The organism is Xanthobacter sp. DMC47, from assembly GCF_056313845.1.
Window position 1 is genome coordinate 381987 of record NZ_JBQUZM010000004.1, and the last position, 18887, is coordinate 400873.

Below are 18887 nucleotides of genomic sequence, written 5' to 3' on the forward strand. Positions count from 1 at the left end.
TCAGGCTTCCTTCATGACGGTCGAGGTCTGCATCACCTTGAGGTCTTCGGCGACCATCTCGCGGCAGAGCTCGCGCACCGACGTCTCGTGGGTCCAGCCGAGCTTCTCGTGGGCCTTCTTGGGGTTGCCGATGAGGAGGTCCACCTCGGTCGGGCGGAAGTAGCGGGGATCGACCTCGACGAGGCACCGGCCCGACTGCGTATCATAGCCCTTCTCGTCCACGCCGCTGCCGCGCCATTCCAGCGCAATGCCCACGTCCTCGAAGGCCCACTGCACGAACTGGCGCACCTCGGTGGTCTCGCCGGTGGCCAGCACGTAGTCGTCCGCCGCCTCCTGCTGCAGGATCAGCCACATGCCGCGCACATACTCGCGCGCATGACCCCAGTCGCGCTTGGCATCGAGATTGCCGAGATAGAGCTTCTGCTGCTTGCCGTGCCGGATGGCGGCAACGGCGCGGGTGATCTTGCGGGTCACGAAGGTCTCGCCGCGCAGCGGGCTCTCGTGGTTGAACAGGATGCCGTTGGAGGCATGAATGCCATAGGCCTCGCGGTAGTTCACCACGATCCAGTAGGCGTAGAGCTTGGCGGCCGCATAGGGGCTGCGGGGATAGAAGGGGGTGGTCTCCGACTGGGGCACTTCCTGCACGAGCCCGTACAGCTCGGATGTGGAGGCCTGGTAGAAGCGCGTCTTCTTTTCCAACCCCAGGATGCGGATGGCCTCCAGCAGACGCAGGGCGCCGATGGCGTCGGCATTCGCGGTGTATTCCGGCGTCTCGAACGACACCTGCACATGACTCTGCGCGGCGAGGTTGTAGATCTCGTCCGGCTGGCACTGCTGCACCACCCGGATCAGGTTGGTGGAATCCGTCATGTCGCCATAGTGCAGGACGAACCGCGGGTCGGACTCGTGCGGATCCTGATAGATGTGCTCGATGCGCCCCGTGTTGAAGGACGAGGAGCGGCGCTTGATGCCGTGGACGGTGTATCCCTTCTCGAGCAGCAACTCTGCCAGGTAGGCGCCATCTTGACCGGTCACGCCGGTGAGAAGAGCCACCTTGCCATTGGACGGAACCTTCACGGACATTTATCGCCTCACTGTGTGCTGAAGGCTCGGCAGCGGCCCGGCCCCCAAAGTGCCCCCAACTCATGACCGTCCGAGCGAGGCCGGTGGTCATCCCAAAACCTTCCGCACGGGTCCCTGCTCACGCGCACCAGGGCGCCGACAGGAACGCACACCGATGCAAATCCGGCATGCTACCGCACTTCGGGTGAAACGACAGCGTCGTCCCGCCCGACTTCATCCCGCACGCCACCCGTTATGCGTGCGCAAATCCGAGTATACTCAACCCGCCGGGACGAGCATTTCTCGGTCAATACTCAATCGTACGCTACCATTCATCACCGACAGGAGTAACGCGACGCGCCCCCGAGCATCCAGTCTTTCGAGAACGCCAAGGCCCCCCGAAAACGGACCCGAGGTCAGGCGCACCGGATCACCCTGTTTCAGGTCGTAGTCGACCACGGTGATGCCATCCGCGGCGGTCGCCTTCACCATGGCTTCCACAACGCCCTGAGGGACCGGCTGCGGACGCTCGCGGGCCATAACGAGGCCCGAGACACCGATGGTGCCGTTGATGGAGCGCCAGCGATCACGCTCAGGATCGAAGAAGGCAAAGCCATAGCGGGGAAACATGAAGGCTCTCACAGCCTCGGTCTTGCGAGCGTGCCGCCGCGTCTCCCAGATCCGGGGGAAGAACACCGCAAAGCCCTGACGATCAAGCTGCTCCTGCGCCACCGCTTCCATGCGTGGCAGCGTGTAAATCACATGCCAGCGCGATCCGGCGGACATGAGGGAGTAAGGAAGCGTCATTGCCGTGAATCTATCTCGCCCACGCGCTTGACCAATTCGCTCAGCGAGACATCGCTCGATGTCGGACGAAGGAGCCTCCCGCAACGAGACCCCCGCCACCTTCAACCGATACGCCCGCCCCCGGCGCTTTGTCGGCACACGCCCAACCCGACCCGCCAACATACAGACGGACCCCCTGGGTGCCCCGCACGCTTAGCATTCGGGCCATGCCGACAAGACGACGAATTACGTAGATTTCCATAGGCGATGCGCATTTATTTTGCAATGCAGAAAATTGGGCACGGATGAAATATCCTGCAGATTCAACAAATTGAGGCTGACGCGCCACGCCGCCGCCCGCCTCCGATCCACTTTCATTGCGCACCGCACCACCGTCTCAACCCACTACCGTGCTGCCCGCCGAAGCGAACGCGCCATGCCGCGAGACGCCCGTGAGCACTGACTGACGCAAATTTCGCAAAAAGCAAAGAAGACCAGGATCAGGACCCTAGCTGGAAAGTAGAAAATTCCCCCTGCGACAGATTGGCAGCCAGTAGCACACCCATAGGTAGGCAGGATGAGCCACCGATATTCTCAAGGCACTGTCGGAATCCAATCGGCAGCGCAGATGCCGCCACCGTCATTTGACAGCCCATCGACGGGAGATCGGAACGGCGATTTTGCGCTTGCGAACACCCCTTCCCGCTCCCCGCGCCTCCACGCAACTCCGCGACCGGGTCCCCAGGTACGCGCCAACGGGCGCGCGCGCCGCCACGATGGACTCCTGAGAACCTTTTGTCGCACAATTATAAAATTTGAATGACCGGCGACTGCGCAATGCCCGATCATTGGTCAACGGATCAGCAGATGTGCATCTGGCGTATGGGCGTCCGACCCTGACCCCGGCTTTGGAAGAGCGTGAGTCGGGGGAAAATGCTGTATTTTGCCGCATCGCAGCATGGAACGACGCCGCAAATTTGTGCAGGGCATGATCCTAAGCGTGTACTGCAAAACGTCATTGAGATTCCGTATCGATACACGTAATTAGCACGAAGCAGACCTTGTGTGGTCGCGCAGCTTGGGGAAGTGGGGATCATGCGCGTTGCGATGATTGGCGCGGGCTACGTCGGCTTGGTTTCCGGAGCCTGCTTCGCGGACTTCGGGCATATCGTCACCTGCGTTGACACGCACGCCGGCAAGATCGAAGCCCTCAAGCAGGGCGAAATCCCCATCTATGAGCCCGGGCTCGCCGCGCTTGTCGCGAACAACGTGAAGGCGGAGCGTCTCTATTTTACCACCAGCCTCGCCGAAGGGGTGAAGGACGCCGACGCCGTCTTCATCGCGGTCGGCACGCCGTCGCGCCGCGGCGACGGCCATGCCGATCTTTCCTATGTCTATCAGGCCGCGCGCGACATCGCCGGCGCCATCAGCCGCTATACGGTCGTCGTGACCAAATCGACGGTTCCGGTGGGCACTGGCGACGAGGTGGAGCGCATCATCCGGGAGACGCGCCCGGAGGCGGAGTTCGCGGTCGTCTCAAACCCCGAGTTCCTCCGCGAGGGCGCGGCCATCACCGATTTCAAGCGCCCCGACCGCATCGTGGTGGGCACCGAGGATGAGCGCGCCCGGCAGGTGATGACGGAACTCTACCGTCCGCTGTTCCTCAACCAGTCGCCGCTGCTCTTCACCTCGCGCCGCACGGCCGAGTTGACCAAGTATGCGGCCAACGCCTTCCTCGCCACCAAGATCACCTTCATCAACGAGATCGCCGATCTGTGCGAGCAGGTCGGCGGCAATGTGCAGGACGTGGCCCGCGGCATCGGCCTCGACAACCGCATCGGCTCCAAGTTCCTGCATGCGGGACCCGGCTACGGCGGCTCGTGCTTCCCGAAGGACACCCTCGCCCTCATGAAGACGGCGCAGGACTACGGCGCACCCGTCCGCATCGTCGAAACCGTGGTGGCGGTGAACGACCAGCGCAAGCGTGCCATGGCCCGCAAGGTCACCGAAGCGCTGGGCGGCTCGGTGCGCGGGAAGACCGTGGGCGTCCTGGGCCTCACCTTCAAGCCCAATACCGACGACATGCGCGATGCTCCGTCCATCGCCATCATCACCGCCCTGCAGGACGGCGGCGCCATCATCAAGGCGCATGACCCCGAGGGCATCGAGCAGGCCAAGCTGGTGCTCGACAAGGTGACCTACGTCGACAGCCCCTACCTCGCTGCCGACGGTGCTGACGCTCTGGTGATCGTCACCGAATGGGACGCCTTCCGCGCGCTGGACCTGAAGCGGATCCACGGCATGATGGCGCAGCCGGTGGTGGTGGACCTGCGTAACATCTATCGCCCCGAGGAGATGGAAGGTCTCGGCTTCCGCTATTCCAGCGTCGGCCGCGGCAGCCTCGCCAGCGCCTGACGGGCATTGCCGCCCCGACGCACGCCGTGTGCTGGGGCGCCGGCATTGCTGTAGACTGCCTCGATTCAAGCCAGGCGCCTGCCATGACAAGCCAAGCACATCCCGAGTCCCCCCATGCTGACGCCGGGAAGATCATCCCGGTCGTCTTGGCCGGAGGATCGGGAACACGCCTCTGGCCGCTGTCGCGCAACAGCCTGCCCAAGCAGTTTCTGCCCCTCGCCTCCGACCACACGCTCTTTCAGGACACGCTGCTGCGCTGTGCGCCGGATGACGTGTTCGGCCCGCCGGTGGTGGTGGCCAACGAGGAGTTCCGCTTCTTCGCGCAGCGTCAGGCCCGCGAGATCGGCATCGACGCCACCGTCATGCTCGAGCCTGCCCGGCGCGACAGCGCGCCTGCCCTTCTGGCTGCGGCCCGCCATGTGGCGGAAACCTATGGTCCGGAGACCCTGGTGCTCGCGCTCGCTTCGGATCATGTGGTGCAGGACACGGCCGCCTTTCGCGAGGCCGTGCAGCTCGGGGCAAAGATCGCCCGCCCCGGACGCATCGTGACGTTCGGCATCTCTCCCACCGAGCCCCGCACCAGCTACGGCTACATCCGGTTGGGCACGGAGCTAGACCCGCTCGGCGCCTACGAGGTCGACTCGTTCGTCGAGAAGCCGGACCGCGCGACGGCCGAGCACTATGTGCAGGCCGGCTACCTCTGGAACTCCGGCAACTTCCTGTTTCCCGCGGGCCTGCTTCTTGCGGAGGCCGAGCATTACGAGCCGGCCATCGCCGCAGCGGTTACGGCCTCCGTCGCCAAGGCGAAGATGGATATCGTCGGCTTCCTCAGGCTCGATCCGGCGGCGTTCAAATCGTCGCCGGCCAAGTCCATCGATTTCGCGGTGATGGAGCGCACGCGCCTCGCGGCTGTGGTGCGCGGCAGCTTCGGCTGGTCCGACGTCGGCGCCTGGGACGCACTCCACGAGATCGGCACCAAGGACGAGACCGGCAATGTGACGGTCGGCCTCGTGCAGTTGCTGGACAGCTCCGAATCCTACGTCCGCTCGGATGGACCACTGGTGACGGCCATCGGCATCGAAGGTCTATCGGTCATCGCCACCTACGACGCGGTGCTCGTCATGCCCGCGAACCGCAGCCAGGACGTGAAGCACCTCGTCACCATGCTCAAGGCGCGGAACCCCCGCGTGGTGGACGAGCATCTCACCGTCCACCGGCCTTGGGGTACGCTCGAAAGCGTGTGCGAGGGCGCGCGCTTCCAGGTGAAGAAGATCGTGGTCGAGCCCGGCGGCGTGCTCTCGCTCCAGAAGCACTATCACAGGTCCGAGCATTGGATCGTGGTGCATGGGACGGCCGAGGTGACCGTGGAGGATCGCACCTTCATCGTGCACGAGAACGAATCCACCTACCTGCCCATCGGCACGGTCCATCGGCTCAAGAACCCAGGCAAGATTCCCCTCGAAATCATCGAGGTGCAGACCGGCTCCTACCTCGGCGAGGACGACATCACCCGCTTCGAGGACATCTACCAGCGCGCCTGAGCCCCCTCAGGCGAGGCCGCCGGCCTTCAGCAGCACCGCGAAGGCCGACAGGATGTGATAGAAGGAGGACGCTGGCGACGGCTCTTCCACGAAGGCGCCATCGGCAAGCCATTGGTCGCGCCACAGGCCGGCCACCGGCACGTCCAGATAGACTTTCAGAACCTCGAACGCCTCGCGGGCATCGGCTACGAAGGCCTCCCGCACCTCGCCGTCGGGCGTTGCCCCGGCGAACACGAGCGCGGTGCGCAGGCGCTCGGTCTGAGCCCACAGGCGGGCGCGGGGGTCGGTGGGCACGCCAGCCGCATCCACGGCGAAGATCGCCGCGCGTCGATCCGGGGCGATGCCGAAGCGGGTCCCGAAGGCGTAGAGCCGGTCCGACGCGGCGCGGTGATCGACGCCCAGCAGGTCGCCGGCGTGGCGGAACAGATAGGCCCACTCGAACTGGTGTCCCGGCTCGCGCACGGCACCGGCAGCGCCTTCCGCAAAGTGCCAGTCTCCGTCGTAATACTCGCCAACGGCGCCGGTCTCGGGATCGATGAGGCGCGTCGCGCCGAGCTCGACGATCGCGCGCGCCACGCCCTCGAATGGCTCGCTGATGCCCTCGGCAACCCAGGCGAGCTGCGCCTCCAGAAGGTGCATGTGCGGATTGGAACGCAGCGGCAGGTTGCGGGGGTTCGCTTCCTCGAAGCCGATCACGGGATGCGCGCGCTGCGCCGCCAGTTCGGCCTGGAGGGTACGGGCGGCGGCGAGCAGGTCCGTACCGCTGATCCCGGCCGCATGGGCCTGGGCGAGCGCGAACAGCACGAAGGCCTGATCGTAGAGGTCCGCGGTCTCGTCCAGCGGCGCCCCGTCCGGGGCCACGAGGCTGCGATACAGCCCGTCGGGCCGACGGAAACGGTCCATGAAGAAGGAGAGGCCATGGGCGGCCGCCTCCCGCCACGGGCCCTGCCAGCCGAGGCGCCCGCCCTCGATGAAGGCGTAGGTCTGCCGCGTCTGAACGCGCAGCCGGCGCGGCGCGATCACCGGCGTTCCATCGAGCGCGATCTTCTCGTAGAAGCCGCCGGAAGGGTCTGCCCCCGCCTGCCACCAGAGCGGCAGCGCGGCATCGAACAGCCATTCACGCGCCCAGCGAGCCTCGGCCTCGAGCATCATCGCGACTCCCCAGTGTCCGCAGCGGCTGATCTTGACGCGCCGATCCCGACGTCGCCATTTCTGCCTTACCGCACTGCAGCGACAAATTGTACCTGCTCGTGCCCGGCTGGCCTGCGGAACAGGCTGCGGCCTTGTGTTCTCACGCTTCGGCCGGTGTGCTAGAGCACCCGCCAATCCAGCTGTGCCGCAAGGCGAGATTGATTCCACCCGGCTCTAGGAAATGTGGGTACGCTCGTGACAGCATTTCTCCCGCTTGGCCTGCCCGACGTCATCCTCGTCCAGCCGCGCCGCTTCGGCGATGCGCGGGGCTATTTCTGCGAGACCTATGTGAAGCCCGTCTATGCGGCGAACGGGATCGGCGCGGATTTCGTCCAGGACAACGAGTCGTTGTCGGCGCAGGTCGGTACCGTGCGCGGGCTGCACATGCAGGCCCCCCCCTTCGCCCAGGCGAAGCTGGTGCGGGTGCTTTCCGGCGCCATCTTCGACGTGGCGGTGGATGTGCGGAAGGGCTCTCCCACCTACGGCCGCTGGGCCGGCGCGCGCCTGACGGCCGAGGGCGGGGAGCAGCTTTACATACCCCAGGGTTTCGCTCACGGTTTTTGCACCCTCGCGCCGGACACGCGCGTCGCCTATAAGGTGGACGCGGTCTATGACCGGGCGAGCGAACGCGGGATCATCTGGGACGATCCCGACCTCGCCATCGACTGGACCCTGGGCGACGGCGAGAAGATCCTCTCGGACAAGGATCGCATCTTGCCCCGCCTCAAGGATTTCGACAGCCCGTTCGCCTATCAGGGGACGGCGGCGAACGAAAGGTAGCTTCATGCGGGTGCTGGTGACGGGTGGCGCGGGCTTCATCGGCTCGGCGGTGGTGCGGCACCTCGTGGGGCTCGGGCACGACGTCCTGAACTTCGACAAGCTGACCTACGCCGGCAACCTCGCCTCGCTCGCGACGGTGGTCGACAATGCCCGCTACACCTTCGTGCAGGCCGACATCTGCGACGCCGCCGCCGTGCGTGCCGCGCTGGAAGGCTTCAAGCCCGACCTCGTGATGCACCTCGCCGCCGAGTCCCACGTGGACCGCTCCATCGACGGCCCGGGGGATTTCATCTCCACCAATGTGGTGGGCACCTACACCATGCTGCAGGAGGCCCTGCGCTACTGGCGGACGCTGCCGGGGCCGCAGAAGGAGGCCTTCCGCTTCCATCACATCTCCACCGACGAGGTGTTTGGCAGCCTCGGCGCCGAGGGGCTGTTCCGGGAAGACACCCCCTATCAGCCCAATTCGCCCTACTCCGCCTCCAAGGCGGCCTCCGACCATCTGGTCCGGGCCTGGTTCCACACCTATGGCCTGCCGGCGGTGATGTCGAACTGCTCGAACAATTACGGGCCCTACCACTTCCCCGAAAAGCTCATCCCCCTCGTCACGCTGAATGCGCTTGAGGGGTTGGAACTGCCGGTCTACGGCACCGGCGAAAACGTGCGCGACTGGCTGTTCGTGGAGGACCACGCGGAGGCGCTGTTCCTGATCGCCACCAAGGGCCGCCCCGGCGAAAGCTACAATGTGGGCGGCGCCTGCGAGCGGCGGAACATCGACGTGGTGCGCACCATCTGCGCCATCCTGGACGACCTCGTTCCGGACGCCACCATCGGCAAGCGCGAGGGGCTGATCCGCTTCGTCACCGACCGGCCCGGCCACGATGCGCGCTATGCCATCGACTTTTCCAAGCTGAACGCCGAACTCGGCTGGTCGCCGCGCGAGACGTTCGAGACGGGGCTGGAGAAGACCATCCGCTGGTATCTCGCCAACCGCCTCTGGTGGGAGCCACTGCGCCAGCGCTATCAGGGCCAGCGGCTGGGGCTGGACAAGGCACCGGCGGCCGGCGCCAAACTGGGGCTCGCATCTTGACGCGCATTCTTCTGTTCGGCGCCGGGGGGCAGCTCGGACGCGAAACCGTCGCCCTTGCCGGTGAGCGGGGGATCGATCTCGTCGCCCTCGGCCATGCCGACCTCGACATTTCCGATCCGGTCGCGGTCGCGCGCGCGCTTGAGGCCGCACGGCCGGATGCGCTCATCAATGCGGCCGCCTACACCGCCGTGGACAAGGCCGAGAAAGAGCCGGACCTCGCCGCCCGCATCAACGCCTTCGCGCCCGGCCTCATTGCCGAGCGCTGCGCGCGCTATCGCACGCCGTTCGTCCATGTCTCCACGGACTACGTGTTCGACGGCACCAAGCAGGGCGCCTATGTCGAGGCGGATCCTGTGGCGCCGCTCGGCGTCTACGGTCGCACCAAGGCCGCCGGCGAGGCGGCGGTGCGCGCCGCGCACGAACGCCATGTGATCGTGCGCACGTCGTGGGTCTACGGTGTCCACGGCAACAACTTCCTGAAGACCATGCTGCGCCTCGCCGGTGAGCGCGACCAGTTGCGCGTCGTCGCCGACCAGCGGGGTTGCCCCACCGCCACGCGCGACCTCGCCGAGGCGGTGCTGGCTGCGGCCCTCGCAGCGGCGAAAGGCGACGCCCGCTGGGGCACCTACCATTTCGCGGGGAGCGGCGTGACCACCTGGCATGGCTTCGCCAGCGCCATCGTGGCGGCGGCCGAGCCCCACACCGGCCGCAAGCCGGAGGTGGCGCCCATCACCACGGCCGACTATCCGACGCCGGCCAGCCGCCCGAAGAATTCGGAACTGGCCAGCGACCTGTTCGAGCGCACCTTCGGCGTGCGTGCCGCCCCGTGGGAGCAGCGCGCCCGCGAGGTGGTGGAGGCGCTTCTCGCCAAGGTTCCGGAGCCTGAGGCTTCAAAGCCTGAGCAGGCGCCGGCTCCCTCATCCGCAAGTCCCGCGCCGCAATCCGAGGAAGCATCGTGAAGGGTATCATTCTGGCCGGCGGTTCCGGCACCCGGCTTCATCCCATCACGCTCGTCGTCTCCAAGCAGCTGCTGCCGGTCTACGACAAGCCGATGATCTATTACCCCCTCTGCACGCTGATGATGGCGGGCATCCGGGACATCCTCATCATCACGACGCCGCACGATTCCGCGCTGTTCCAGGCGCTGCTGAAGGACGGCAGCCAGTTCGGCATCAACCTCACCTATGCGGTGCAGGAGCAGCCCCGCGGCCTCGCCGACGCCTTCATCGTCGGCCGCGAGTTCGTGGGCAACGATCGCGTGGCGCTGGTGCTCGGCGACAACCTCTTCTTCGGCCATGGCCTGCCCGAGCTTCTGGCGGATGCGGCGCGGCAGGAGCGCGGCGCCACCGTGTTCGGCTATCCGGTCCACGACCCCGAGCGCTACGGCGTTGCGGAAATGGCCGCGGACGGCCGCGTGCTGTCGCTGGAGGAGAAGCCCAAGGCTCCCAAGTCGAACCTCGCGGTGACGGGCCTCTATTTCTACGACAACCGGGTGGTGGACATCGCCGCCAATCTCGCCCCCTCCCCGCGTGGCGAGATCGAAATCACCGACGTCAACAAGGCCTATCTCGAACTCGGCGAGCTACGCGTGGCCATGATGGGGCGGGGCTTTGCCTGGCTCGACACCGGCACGCCGGACTCCCTGGTGGAAGCCGCCCAGTTCGTCCAGATCCTGGAAAAACGGCAGGGCCTGCGCATCTCCTCCCCCGAGGAAGTGGCCTATCGCGCCGGCTTCATCGACCGCGCCGGGTTGGAAGCGCGGGCGCACGACCTCGCCAAGTCGAGCTACGGCCAGTATCTGGCGCGTGTGGCCGCCGGCACCGCCTGACACCGACAGGGCGGCTGCGGACACCCGCCGCACTTTTGAAGCGCGGCCGCATCCTGTAGGGTGACGGCCGTCTTCCCTTGAGCTTTGCGGGATTTTCGCCATTCCGGCGCGCCGCACCTTGTCGAGACCGGACTTTCGAGATGAGCAATTTCAACGAAGAGACCGTTACCAGCGTCCACCACTGGACCGATAATCTCTTCTCCTTCACCTGCACCCGCGATCCCGGTCTGCGCTTCCTCAATGGCCAGTTCACGATGATCGGCCTGCTCGTGGACGGCAAGCCGCTGCTGCGCGCCTATTCCATGGCGAGCGCGAACTACGAGGAAGAGCTGCAGTTCTTCTCCATCAAGGTGCAGAATGGCCCCCTCACCTCCCGCCTCCAGCACCTCAAGGTCGGCGACAAGATTCTCGTCGGCCGCAAGCCCACCGGCACGCTGGTGCAGGACAGCCTGCTGCCGGGCAAGCGCCTGTACCTCCTCTCCACCGGCACGGGCCTCGCGCCCTTCCTGTCGGTGGTGAAGGACCCGGAGGCCTATGACCGCTTCGAGACGGTCATCCTCATCCACGGCACGCGCACGGTGGCCGAACTCGCCTATGACGAGTATCTGACCAAGACCCTCCCGAATGACGAGATCCTCGGCGAAGAGGTTCAGGCGAAGCTGCGTTATTACCCGACCGTGACCCGCGAGCCCTTCCGCAACCAGGGCCGCATCACCGACCTCATCACCTCCGGCAAGCTGTTCACCGATCTGGGCATGCCGGTGATGTCGCCGGAGGAAGACCGCCTGATGCTCTGCGGCAGCCCGGCGATGCTCAAGGACGTGGTGGAACTTCTGGAATCACGCGGTTTCACCGAGGGTAGCCAGTCGGCCCCCGGCCACTATGTGATCGAGAAGGCTTTCGTCGAGCGCTGAGCATGATGGGCCGACCGCGGCCTCAATGCGCGGGCGGCGGGACCGACCGCAGCATTTCGTCGAGGCGCGTCTCGAGGATGTCATGCGCCGCCTTGGAGAGATGAATTTCGTCGGTGGCGAAGCGGGGCGGAAGCGTCGCCGCGTCGCCGACCAGAAGCGCGTCCGCGTCCAGGATCAGAATGTCGGCGGCCGCCAATCCACGAATGTGGGCATTCACCTCGTCGATGATTCCATAGACCCGGTCCGACCAGAACGGCCGCCGGATCAGCCGCGGCGTCGTCGGACGGACGATGGTGGAGACGATGGCGATCGCACCGGAGGCCGATGCCTCGCGCGCAAACCGCGATAGGTTTGCCTTGAGGTTGGCAATGGCCCCCCGCTCCCTGTCCGGAAGATTGGCGGCGGCCACCATGTCGTTGATGCCGGTGACGATGAGCACCGCCCTTGGTCTCAGGTCAACGACGTCATTCTTGAAGCGGTAGCTCGACTGGACCGAGGTTTCTCCGGAAACGCCCCGGTTGACCACCTGCCAGGCCGACGCAACCGCCGGGCTCACCGTGATCTGGTGCGCGCGGGAATCGCCGAAGATGACGAGGCGACCTTGGCCTGTCTCGGACAGCTCGCGATTGGCCTGGGCGAAGCGTTCCGGATCGATGGGGCGGAGCCGGACCTCGGATCGGTCGAGAAAGAAAGAGCGCGCGCCCATCGCGGCTTTCGTCAGCCCGCCGGCCAGAAGCAGGCAGAGGACGCTCAAGGCCGCAAGGCCTGCCGCCAGCCAGTTCATCCCGTCTGGTCCATGGCTGAGAAGCGCTCCCGGATCATGCCATGACAGGCCGGCAACCCATGGCGCCCGAGCGCCGGCGGGCAAAATCCCCCGTCATGTGGCGGGGCTTGCGGCTGGGGCTCCAGGGGCCACGGTCTCAGCCGTCCCGGTCTCAGCCACCTCGGCCCCGGACGGTGCCGCCGGGCGCCGAAGCACCCGTTTCCGGACCAGCTTGCGCTCCTCTCGCGGCAGGAAGGACCGGCCGAGAGCAATGCCGACAACGGACAGATAGATGATGAGGAAGCCCGGGATCTGCAGCGGGAAGTCGAAGCTCGTATGCAAGACCCCGATTATGCCGACCAGGACGCCCGCAAGAATGTAGGGATCACTAGGCCTACGGATCGCGCCCCGCACCATGAGGCCCCCACAGAGCGCCACGAAGGCGAACACCACGAGCGCGAGCGGCACGCCGCCCTCGAAGGTCAGCTCAAGAGGCGTGCTGTGGCCGATGTCGAACACGGCCAACGTCCCGAGGTCCTCGGTACGGAACTGGGGAAAGCTCTCCGCGAAGCTGCCGAGCCCATACCCGATGAGGGGCCGATCCGCGATCGCGCCGAGCATCATCTCATAGGCGTCGTAGCGCCCGAGGATATCAAACCCGAGCTTCGCCTGTCGCTCGCGCCATGCCCCGCCCGACAGGCCGTAGACGAGGGACAGGAGGACGAGAATGCCGAACGCAAGCTTGAAGATGGACGCGCGCCTGCGCAGGCGAAGCTTCGAGACAATGGCGCCGATCGCTGCAAGGAGCGTCAGGACGACCCCGGCGCGCGAAAGGGTCAGGGGCAGAAGCACGACCAGGAACAGGCCGGCCGACGCAGCGATGATCCGCCTGCGGCCCCCCTCGCCACTGAACATGCTCGACAACGGCTTGTTCTCATGCGCCGCGGCGAGAGCCCGCGGCAGCAGAAGGGCCAGCACGATGAGCGCTGCCGAGCCGAGATAGATCGCAGAGGTGTTCTTGTTCAGGAAGAAGGTGGTCAGCGAGCCATTCTGGTCGAACGGCCGCAGACTGTCGGAATCGAAGACGAAGCCCACCAGCCCGATGAAGCCGTAGAGGCAAGCCGCGCCGACAATGGCGCGCAACACGAGGTCGGCTCGCTTGCGATCCGGACCGATCACGACGGCTGCCGTCAGCACCAGCGCCGCAAGGAGAGGCCGGCCGAGAAAGAGAAGCGGCGAGTGGCGCACCGAGCCGGACAGGGGCGGAATGTCCATGCCCAGGATCTTGCCGGTTTCCGACCAGATGGCGAGCGGGGCGGGGCCTGGAGAGATGGACTGAAGGAAGGCCACGAGGGCATAGGCCGCAAGAACGATCAGCAGCCCGCCGAGCACCAGGGCTGCTCCGCGCGAGACGTCGCGATAGCTGATGAGGAGCACGGAGACCGCCGCGAACGCCGTCCAGACCTGGACCCAGAGCAGCGCGACCGATCCGTCCGGGACCGGTGCAAGGACCACCATGGCCAGGAAAACCCAAAATCCAATGCGGTCCGGAAGGCTGCGCACGCGGCGCCGACGCCCGCGGACGTCCGGCGATGCTTCCGCCTTTGCCTCGTCTGTCACTTCCACGGCCGGCTCCCCAGGGGTTCGACCGCCGGCAGACTGATGTCCTCGCCCCCATTGCGGATCACGTCGGCAGCCCGCTTCTGGGCCCGCTCGGGCGCCTCGGCCAGGATGTCGCGGATCACGATGCGGGCTTCCGGTTTGGCGGCGATGTACTGCTCGCCGACGAATTCGCCCCACTGCTTCACGGCGAGCCAGTTCACCGACTGCTTCAGGTCAGCCAGTTCGGCCGCATCCAGCTTGGGATACAGCGAGAGCAGAATCTCCATGCGGCGGATGAGAGGCCAGCCCTCGAAAGCGCCCGTCTGGAACGACTTTCTCAGATAAGTCCGCAGCAGCGGCGTATCCTCGTGCCGGATGTGCTCGATCCAGGCCAGAATGGTCCAGGCACGGGGCGATCCCGGGCTGCAGGCCAGGCTGGCCTTCGCCGCCTGCTCGGTCGCCGTCAGCCTTTTGTCCGCGAGATCGGCGTCGTCCCCCTGGAACGCGGTTTCGGCCAGCGCGGCGCGGATGATGGCAAGGTCTTGAAGGGCCTGGTAATCGCAGACCGGATCGGACATCACCACAGACATGTCGGTGTCCATGGCCTCGATCAGCGCCGGATCGTATGGCTCCCCGGCCATCATGTGCAAAGCGACGGGTCGCAGAAACAACCCTGAGTCGATGCGCTTGACACCCGTGGAGACGGACAGCCAGAGCGCCGCCCCTGCGACCATGACGATTCCGGCCAAGCGGCCCGCCATCTTCACGGCGGTCGCTGCGGTCGAGGCCGGGTGACCCTCGCGGCCGCCGCCCGTGTCGGACCCCACCCGATCGCCCGCCGCAGCGAGGGCGGGTTCGGCGGGATCAGGACTCGCGGCCATAGCTCGCGTAATACTTGTGGTAATAATACTTGCTGCCATAGTCCTCAAGGCTGCGAAGCGCCTTCAGGTCTGCCTTGTTCAGCAGGCAGCCCAAGACTTTTTCGTAGACCGTCGGCGCGTTCTGCAGCGTGTTCGCGACCAGATCCCGGTTGGATGACCCCCAGTCCAGAACGTAGACATAGCCATCCACCATGTGGGTGGACGCCATGACGTCGACGACGGGCGCAAGCGGCGGGAAATCGATGACGATGTAGTCGACTTCACGCTTCAAGGCATCGAGCACCGCAGACATCTGCTCGGACGCGAGGATTTCATTGGTGTGGACGATGTCGCCCGGCACGACGGCCGGGATGAAGCGCAGGCCCGTCATGCGGTCGACGATGCTCACCTCTTCGAGCGTCGCCTTGCCGAAGACCAGCTCGAGCAGACCCGCGCTGCGGCCGGGCGCGAGGCGCCGCGTCAGCGTCGGATTGCGCAGATCGCCATCGATGAGCACGCAGCGCTGGCCACTGTGTGCGATCAGCTGGGCGAAATTCGCCGAAACGGTGGACTTACCTTCCTTCGGCAAGGTCGAGATGATCCCGATGACCTTCACCGACCGGCTGTGAATGGAGACGTCCGCCGAAACCTTCACCGAGCGCAACGTTTCCGAGAAACGCGAGAACGGATCCGAGGTGACCTGGCGCATGATGCCGGTGGAACTGTCGAAAGCGCTCTGGCCGGCCGGAACCGGCGTCGCCACCGACGAGGGCAGCATCGGCAGGACGCCGAGGCAGTCGAGCCCGAGATAGCGCTCGACGTCAGCCGGCAACCGGAAGGTGCGGTTCATGCGCTCGCGCCATATGCCGACGCCGAAGCCCATCAACAGCCCGACGAAAAGGCCGCCGGCGACGATCAGCGTAGTCCGGGGCGAGGAGGCACGCAGGGGCGTGGAGGCATCGGTGATCAGACGCGCCTCAGTGATCGGAAACGACTGTTGCTGCGTCGCCTGCATGAAGCGCTGCAGGAAGTTGTCGTAGAGCGCGCGATAGGACTGCGCGTTGCTCTCCAGCTCGCGAAGCTCGACCTGTGCCTGACCCGTCAGCTTGGCCTGCACCATCAGCTGCTCGAGGCTCGACGACAGGCTTTTCTCGCGGGCGCGGGAGATTTCAAGATCGGACTTGTAGGTCTCGGCGATGCGCGACAGCTCCGTGAACAGAGAGCGCTGGAGACCCTTGATCTCGCTGTTGAGGTTGAGGACGGCGATGTGGTCGGGCCCATAACGCTTGGACCAGTCCGCTTCCCGCTTCACGGCATCCAGGTACTGCGTGCGGAGGCGGCTGATGACCTCGTTGTTGAGCACGTCCGACACGACTTCATCACTCGTGCCCGTGACGCCGCCCTGCTTGATGATGCTGTTGACGCGCTCGTAACGCGCCTGCGCTTCGGCGACCGCGGTCCGCGCCGTAATCAGCTGCGTATTCAGCTCGGACAATTGCTGGTCGGAGATGAGGCCGCGCTGGGTATCGATAATGTTGTTCTTGGCCTTGAAGTCCTGAACCGCGCGATCAGCCGCGAGCGCCTGGTCCCGCAGTTCGGCAATGCGATCCTGAAGCCAGACGCTGGCGCGCCGGGTCGCCTGATACTTGGCCTCAAGCTGATCGACGATGTAGGCCTCGGCGAGCTGGTTCGCCACGTCGGCCGCCATCACAGGATCGGTGGCCCTGTAGTCGATGCTGATGACGTAGCTCAGGCCAACTCGCTTCACGCGGAGCCGCTGGCCGAAGTCGATGATCTGCGTGCGCTCAATCTCGTAGTCGCTTAGAGGAGCGCTGCGGACGAGGAACGGGAAGATGAAGCCGACAACGGTGCTGAACACCGAATTGCCCTTCTCCTCGATTTCCCTCTTCTTCGCCTCGACGAGCTTCAGATCCTTGATGACCGCCTTGGCGATACGCTCGGACTGGAGGATCTGGACCTGGCTGTCGATGCCGCTGGAATCCATCACGCCCGTCAGCTGGGGCATGACTTCGAGGCCGCGCGCCTGCTGCGTGTCGATCAGCAGCTCGGCACTGGCTGTATATTGCGGCGTTGCAAAAAAACAGTAGAGCGCAGCCAAACTCGCCACCGCGCCGGCGACGGCCGCAATGACCCACTTCTGACGCCGGACGACCTGGAGCAAATTGACCAGATCGAAATCACCATCGCTCTGGATATTCAGAGACTTTCCCGGCCCAGACTTGTCGATACGAAGCATGCCGCTAAAGCCCCGCTAACGTCGGCTACAGTCAAAGCACGCGCATGACCGCGTCAGGCCATGCCGCCTGACGCCCAGCGCGGGACGCCACCCAAAAGCACGCCATCCGGCGCCCCAAACAAAAATGACCCACTCCGTGCGCCCCTGACCAAACCTGTTACGACGGTCAAGACACGTACGAAATGGGCCACATACTTGAAGTTGGCGCCGAACGATCAGCAGAAGAAGCGGCAGAACGGGGAAACCGGACGGCCGAGGAACTTGCTGATCCGCTGGTCATACTTGTAGGCGCGATACTGGATCAGCGACCACTTCCAACCAGCGACGCCACCAACCGACTGCGTGCCAAGCCGATTGCCCGTCTGGAAATTCGCATTGTTGCGAAGAGCCGAAAAACGCTCACCCCACAACCCGGCCGCCTGCGACGGCACAACCGTCCCGAGGACCAGACCCGCAACAGCAGCGCCCGTCAGCGCCGCCTTGATCTTGGAAACATTCGCCATCGCCCGCACTCCGATTAGGTGAACCATGTTTACCACAAGGCCTGTGGCGCTGCAACAATCCCAACCGCCCCCCGCTCGCCGCACGGGAAAGTCTGCCGGTATTCGACCTGAAACGACCTACCGAGCTACCTAGAAACCGCCTTCCTATGCGGAAGTTCCAAGATTTTCCTGTCTTCTTCTAACGTCATTTTCTGGTGCTCGAGCCGGCGGAGGCCTCGCGGGTCCGTGCCTCTAGTGCCTTGCGAAACCACATAGTCGCTGGGCGCGTCATGAACATCTGCGGTCACGTCCAAGTTCTGGGAAACGTGGCCTTGGCCCCCGCGGCCGTGGCGCTCGCGCCACACCAGGACCAAACCCGCGCAAACGACGATCGCAGCCCCCGCCAGGACCAGAGAATCGGGCCATTCCCCGAAGGCGAGCACGCCGAACACCATGGCCCAGAGGAGCGTCGCGTAGTTGAGCGGGGCCACGACCGAGGCCGGCGCGTAACGCGTCGCAGCCGTCATCAGGATTTGGCCCAGACCGCCGGCGATCCCCGTGGCGATGAGAAGGAGTGCCGTCCGCACATCCGGGATGACCCAGCCGAACGGCATGGTGGCGAGGCCCGCGAGCGACGCGACGATGGAGAAATAGAAGACGATGGCCTCGCTGGTCTCCGTCCGGGTCAGGTGGCGGACCTGGGTGACGGCGAGCCCTGCGATCACGGCCCCCACAAGGGCCATGGCCGCGCCGATCAGCGGCCCGGGACCGCTTCCCAGCGAAGCGTGGGTGAAGGACGGCCACAGCATGATGAGGATACCGGCGAATCCGACGCCCAGCACCGCCCATCGATAGGACGGCACGCGCTCGCCAAGCAGGATGGCCGCGAGGACGACGGCGACCAGCGGGGTGGCGTAGGTGAAGGCCACGGCCTCCGCGAGCGGAATGAACGCCAGCGCCGCGAAGCTGAGCCACATGGCGCTCACGCCCACCAGGCCGCGGACGACATGGCCGAACGGCTGGCGTGTGACGAAGGCACTCGACATCCGCCCCCGCCACAGAAGCCAGACCACCAGGGGGACGAGGCCGAAGGCGCTGCGGGCGAACACGACCTGGCCGCTCGGTACGTCGTCTGCGACGAAGCGCACGAGAGCGGACATGACAGCGAAGAAGAACGTGGCGCTGATTTGCAGGGCGATGCCTGCTGGGGCATTCATGGGGAAAAGTCCGGTGAGTGACGCTCATATAGCGCCTTGCCAACGCAATGGGCATGCGGATGCCGCAAGGCAGAGGCCCGAGCCCCGCGTCCAGGGAGG

Annotated in this window: 16 protein-coding genes; 7 read left to right on the forward strand and 9 right to left on the reverse strand. The window is 65.5% G+C overall.

The features are described 5' to 3' along the window. On the reverse strand, positions 1-1083 hold the full coding sequence (gene gmd, locus ACT54R_RS13460) for a GDP-mannose 4,6-dehydratase (protein WP_476327058.1): 1083 nt from the start codon (positions 1081-1083) through the stop codon (positions 1-3). A 258-nt stretch (positions 1084-1341) separates the two neighbouring features. Next, on the reverse strand, positions 1342-1869 hold the full coding sequence (gene nusG / locus ACT54R_RS13465; protein WP_476327059.1) for a transcription termination/antitermination protein NusG: 528 nt from the start codon (positions 1867-1869) through the stop codon (positions 1342-1344). Positions 1870-2943: 1074 nt separating this feature from the next. Between nusG and ACT54R_RS13470 the strand changes: the two genes are divergently transcribed. Then, complete coding sequence (locus ACT54R_RS13470; protein ID WP_476327061.1) at positions 2944-4263, forward strand: UDP-glucose dehydrogenase family protein; 1320 nt, start codon at positions 2944-2946, stop codon at positions 4261-4263. A gap of 83 nt (positions 4264-4346) precedes the next feature. Further along, complete coding sequence (locus tag ACT54R_RS13475; RefSeq protein ID WP_476327063.1) at positions 4347-5804, forward strand: mannose-1-phosphate guanylyltransferase/mannose-6-phosphate isomerase; 1458 nt, start codon at positions 4347-4349, stop codon at positions 5802-5804. 6 nt (positions 5805-5810) lie between these two features. On the opposite strand, the gene ACT54R_RS13480 is transcribed toward ACT54R_RS13475, so the two are convergent. Beyond that, complete coding sequence (locus ACT54R_RS13480) at positions 5811-6956, reverse strand: AGE family epimerase/isomerase (protein WP_476327065.1); 1146 nt, start codon at positions 6954-6956, stop codon at positions 5811-5813. Positions 6957-7190: 234 nt separating this feature from the next. Here ACT54R_RS13480 and rfbC point away from each other — a divergent pair, with 234 nt between their 5' ends. From rfbC to ACT54R_RS13505, 5 genes are all read left to right on the forward strand, one after another. Continuing rightward, positions 7191-7775 (forward strand): dTDP-4-dehydrorhamnose 3,5-epimerase, encoded by a 585-nt coding sequence (gene rfbC / locus ACT54R_RS13485; protein ID WP_476327067.1) that lies wholly within the window; start codon positions 7191-7193, stop codon positions 7773-7775. Between the two features lie 4 nt (positions 7776-7779). Further along, complete coding sequence (gene rfbB / locus ACT54R_RS13490; protein ID WP_476327069.1) at positions 7780-8865, forward strand: dTDP-glucose 4,6-dehydratase; 1086 nt, start codon at positions 7780-7782, stop codon at positions 8863-8865. Further along, positions 8862-9824: a dTDP-4-dehydrorhamnose reductase gene (gene rfbD / locus ACT54R_RS13495; RefSeq protein ID WP_476327071.1), complete on the forward strand. Its 963-nt coding sequence runs from the start codon at positions 8862-8864 to the stop codon at positions 9822-9824. Before rfbB ends, rfbD begins: the two co-directional genes overlap by 4 nt. Beyond that, on the forward strand, positions 9821-10693 hold the full coding sequence (gene rfbA / locus ACT54R_RS13500) for a glucose-1-phosphate thymidylyltransferase RfbA (protein ID WP_476327073.1): 873 nt from the start codon (positions 9821-9823) through the stop codon (positions 10691-10693). The genes rfbD and rfbA overlap by 4 nt, the downstream gene beginning before the upstream one ends. Positions 10694-10833: 140 nt before the next feature. Continuing rightward, positions 10834-11607, forward strand: a complete 774-nt coding sequence (locus ACT54R_RS13505; RefSeq protein WP_476327075.1) for a ferredoxin--NADP reductase — start codon at positions 10834-10836, stop codon at positions 11605-11607. A gap of 22 nt (positions 11608-11629) precedes the next feature. On the opposite strand, the gene ACT54R_RS13510 is transcribed toward ACT54R_RS13505, so the two are convergent. The 6 genes from ACT54R_RS13510 to ACT54R_RS13535 all read right to left on the reverse strand — a co-directional run bounded on the left by ACT54R_RS13510 (position 11630) and on the right by ACT54R_RS13535 (position 18788). Continuing rightward, positions 11630-12391 (reverse strand): SGNH/GDSL hydrolase family protein, encoded by a 762-nt coding sequence (locus ACT54R_RS13510; protein ID WP_476327077.1) that lies wholly within the window; start codon positions 12389-12391, stop codon positions 11630-11632. A gap of 93 nt (positions 12392-12484) precedes the next feature. After that, on the reverse strand, positions 12485-13888 hold the full coding sequence (locus ACT54R_RS13515) for an O-antigen ligase family protein (RefSeq protein WP_476327079.1): 1404 nt from the start codon (positions 13886-13888) through the stop codon (positions 12485-12487). A gap of 98 nt (positions 13889-13986) precedes the next feature. Continuing rightward, positions 13987-14739, reverse strand: a complete 753-nt coding sequence (locus ACT54R_RS13520; protein WP_476327081.1) for a hypothetical protein — start codon at positions 14737-14739, stop codon at positions 13987-13989. A gap of 97 nt (positions 14740-14836) precedes the next feature. Next, entirely contained in the window at positions 14837-17089 is a 2253-nt protein-coding gene (locus ACT54R_RS13525; RefSeq protein WP_476327083.1) for a polysaccharide biosynthesis tyrosine autokinase, read from the reverse strand. Positions 17090-17304: 215 nt separating this feature from the next. Continuing rightward, entirely contained in the window at positions 17305-17592 is a 288-nt protein-coding gene (locus ACT54R_RS13530; protein ID WP_476327085.1) for a hypothetical protein, read from the reverse strand. 125 nt (positions 17593-17717) lie between these two features. Then, positions 17718-18788 (reverse strand): DMT family transporter, encoded by a 1071-nt coding sequence (locus tag ACT54R_RS13535; protein WP_476327087.1) that lies wholly within the window; start codon positions 18786-18788, stop codon positions 17718-17720. Positions 18789-18887 lie beyond the last annotated feature (99 nt).

Bases quoted from the DNA above. Each gene is read 5' to 3' on its own strand.
- ACT54R_RS13480 (WP_476327065.1), bottom strand. From the start codon at position 6,956: ATGATGCTCGAGGCCGAGGCTCGCTGGGCGCGTGAATGGCTGTTCGAT.
- ACT54R_RS13510 (WP_476327077.1), bottom strand. From the start codon at position 12,391: ATGAACTGGCTGGCGGCAGGCCTTGCGGCCTTGAGCGTCCTCTGCCTG.
- ACT54R_RS13530 (WP_476327085.1), bottom strand. From the start codon at position 17,592: ATGGCGAATGTTTCCAAGATCAAGGCGGCGCTGACGGGCGCTGCTGTT.
- rfbB (WP_476327069.1), top strand. From the start codon at position 7,780: ATGCGGGTGCTGGTGACGGGTGGCGCGGGCTTCATCGGCTCGGCGGTG.
- ACT54R_RS13470 (WP_476327061.1), top strand. From the start codon at position 2,944: ATGCGCGTTGCGATGATTGGCGCGGGCTACGTCGGCTTGGTTTCCGGA.
- nusG (WP_476327059.1), bottom strand. From the start codon at position 1,869: ATGACGCTTCCTTACTCCCTCATGTCCGCCGGATCGCGCTGGCATGTG.
- ACT54R_RS13515 (WP_476327079.1), bottom strand. From the start codon at position 13,888: ATGGTGGTCCTTGCACCGGTCCCGGACGGATCGGTCGCGCTGCTCTGG.
- ACT54R_RS13505 (WP_476327075.1), top strand. From the start codon at position 10,834: ATGAGCAATTTCAACGAAGAGACCGTTACCAGCGTCCACCACTGGACC.
- gmd (WP_476327058.1), bottom strand. From the start codon at position 1,083: ATGTCCGTGAAGGTTCCGTCCAATGGCAAGGTGGCTCTTCTCACCGGC.
- ACT54R_RS13535 (WP_476327087.1), bottom strand. From the start codon at position 18,788: ATGAATGCCCCAGCAGGCATCGCCCTGCAAATCAGCGCCACGTTCTTC.
- ACT54R_RS13525 (WP_476327083.1), bottom strand. From the start codon at position 17,089: ATGCTTCGTATCGACAAGTCTGGGCCGGGAAAGTCTCTGAATATCCAG.
- ACT54R_RS13475 (WP_476327063.1), top strand. From the start codon at position 4,347: ATGACAAGCCAAGCACATCCCGAGTCCCCCCATGCTGACGCCGGGAAG.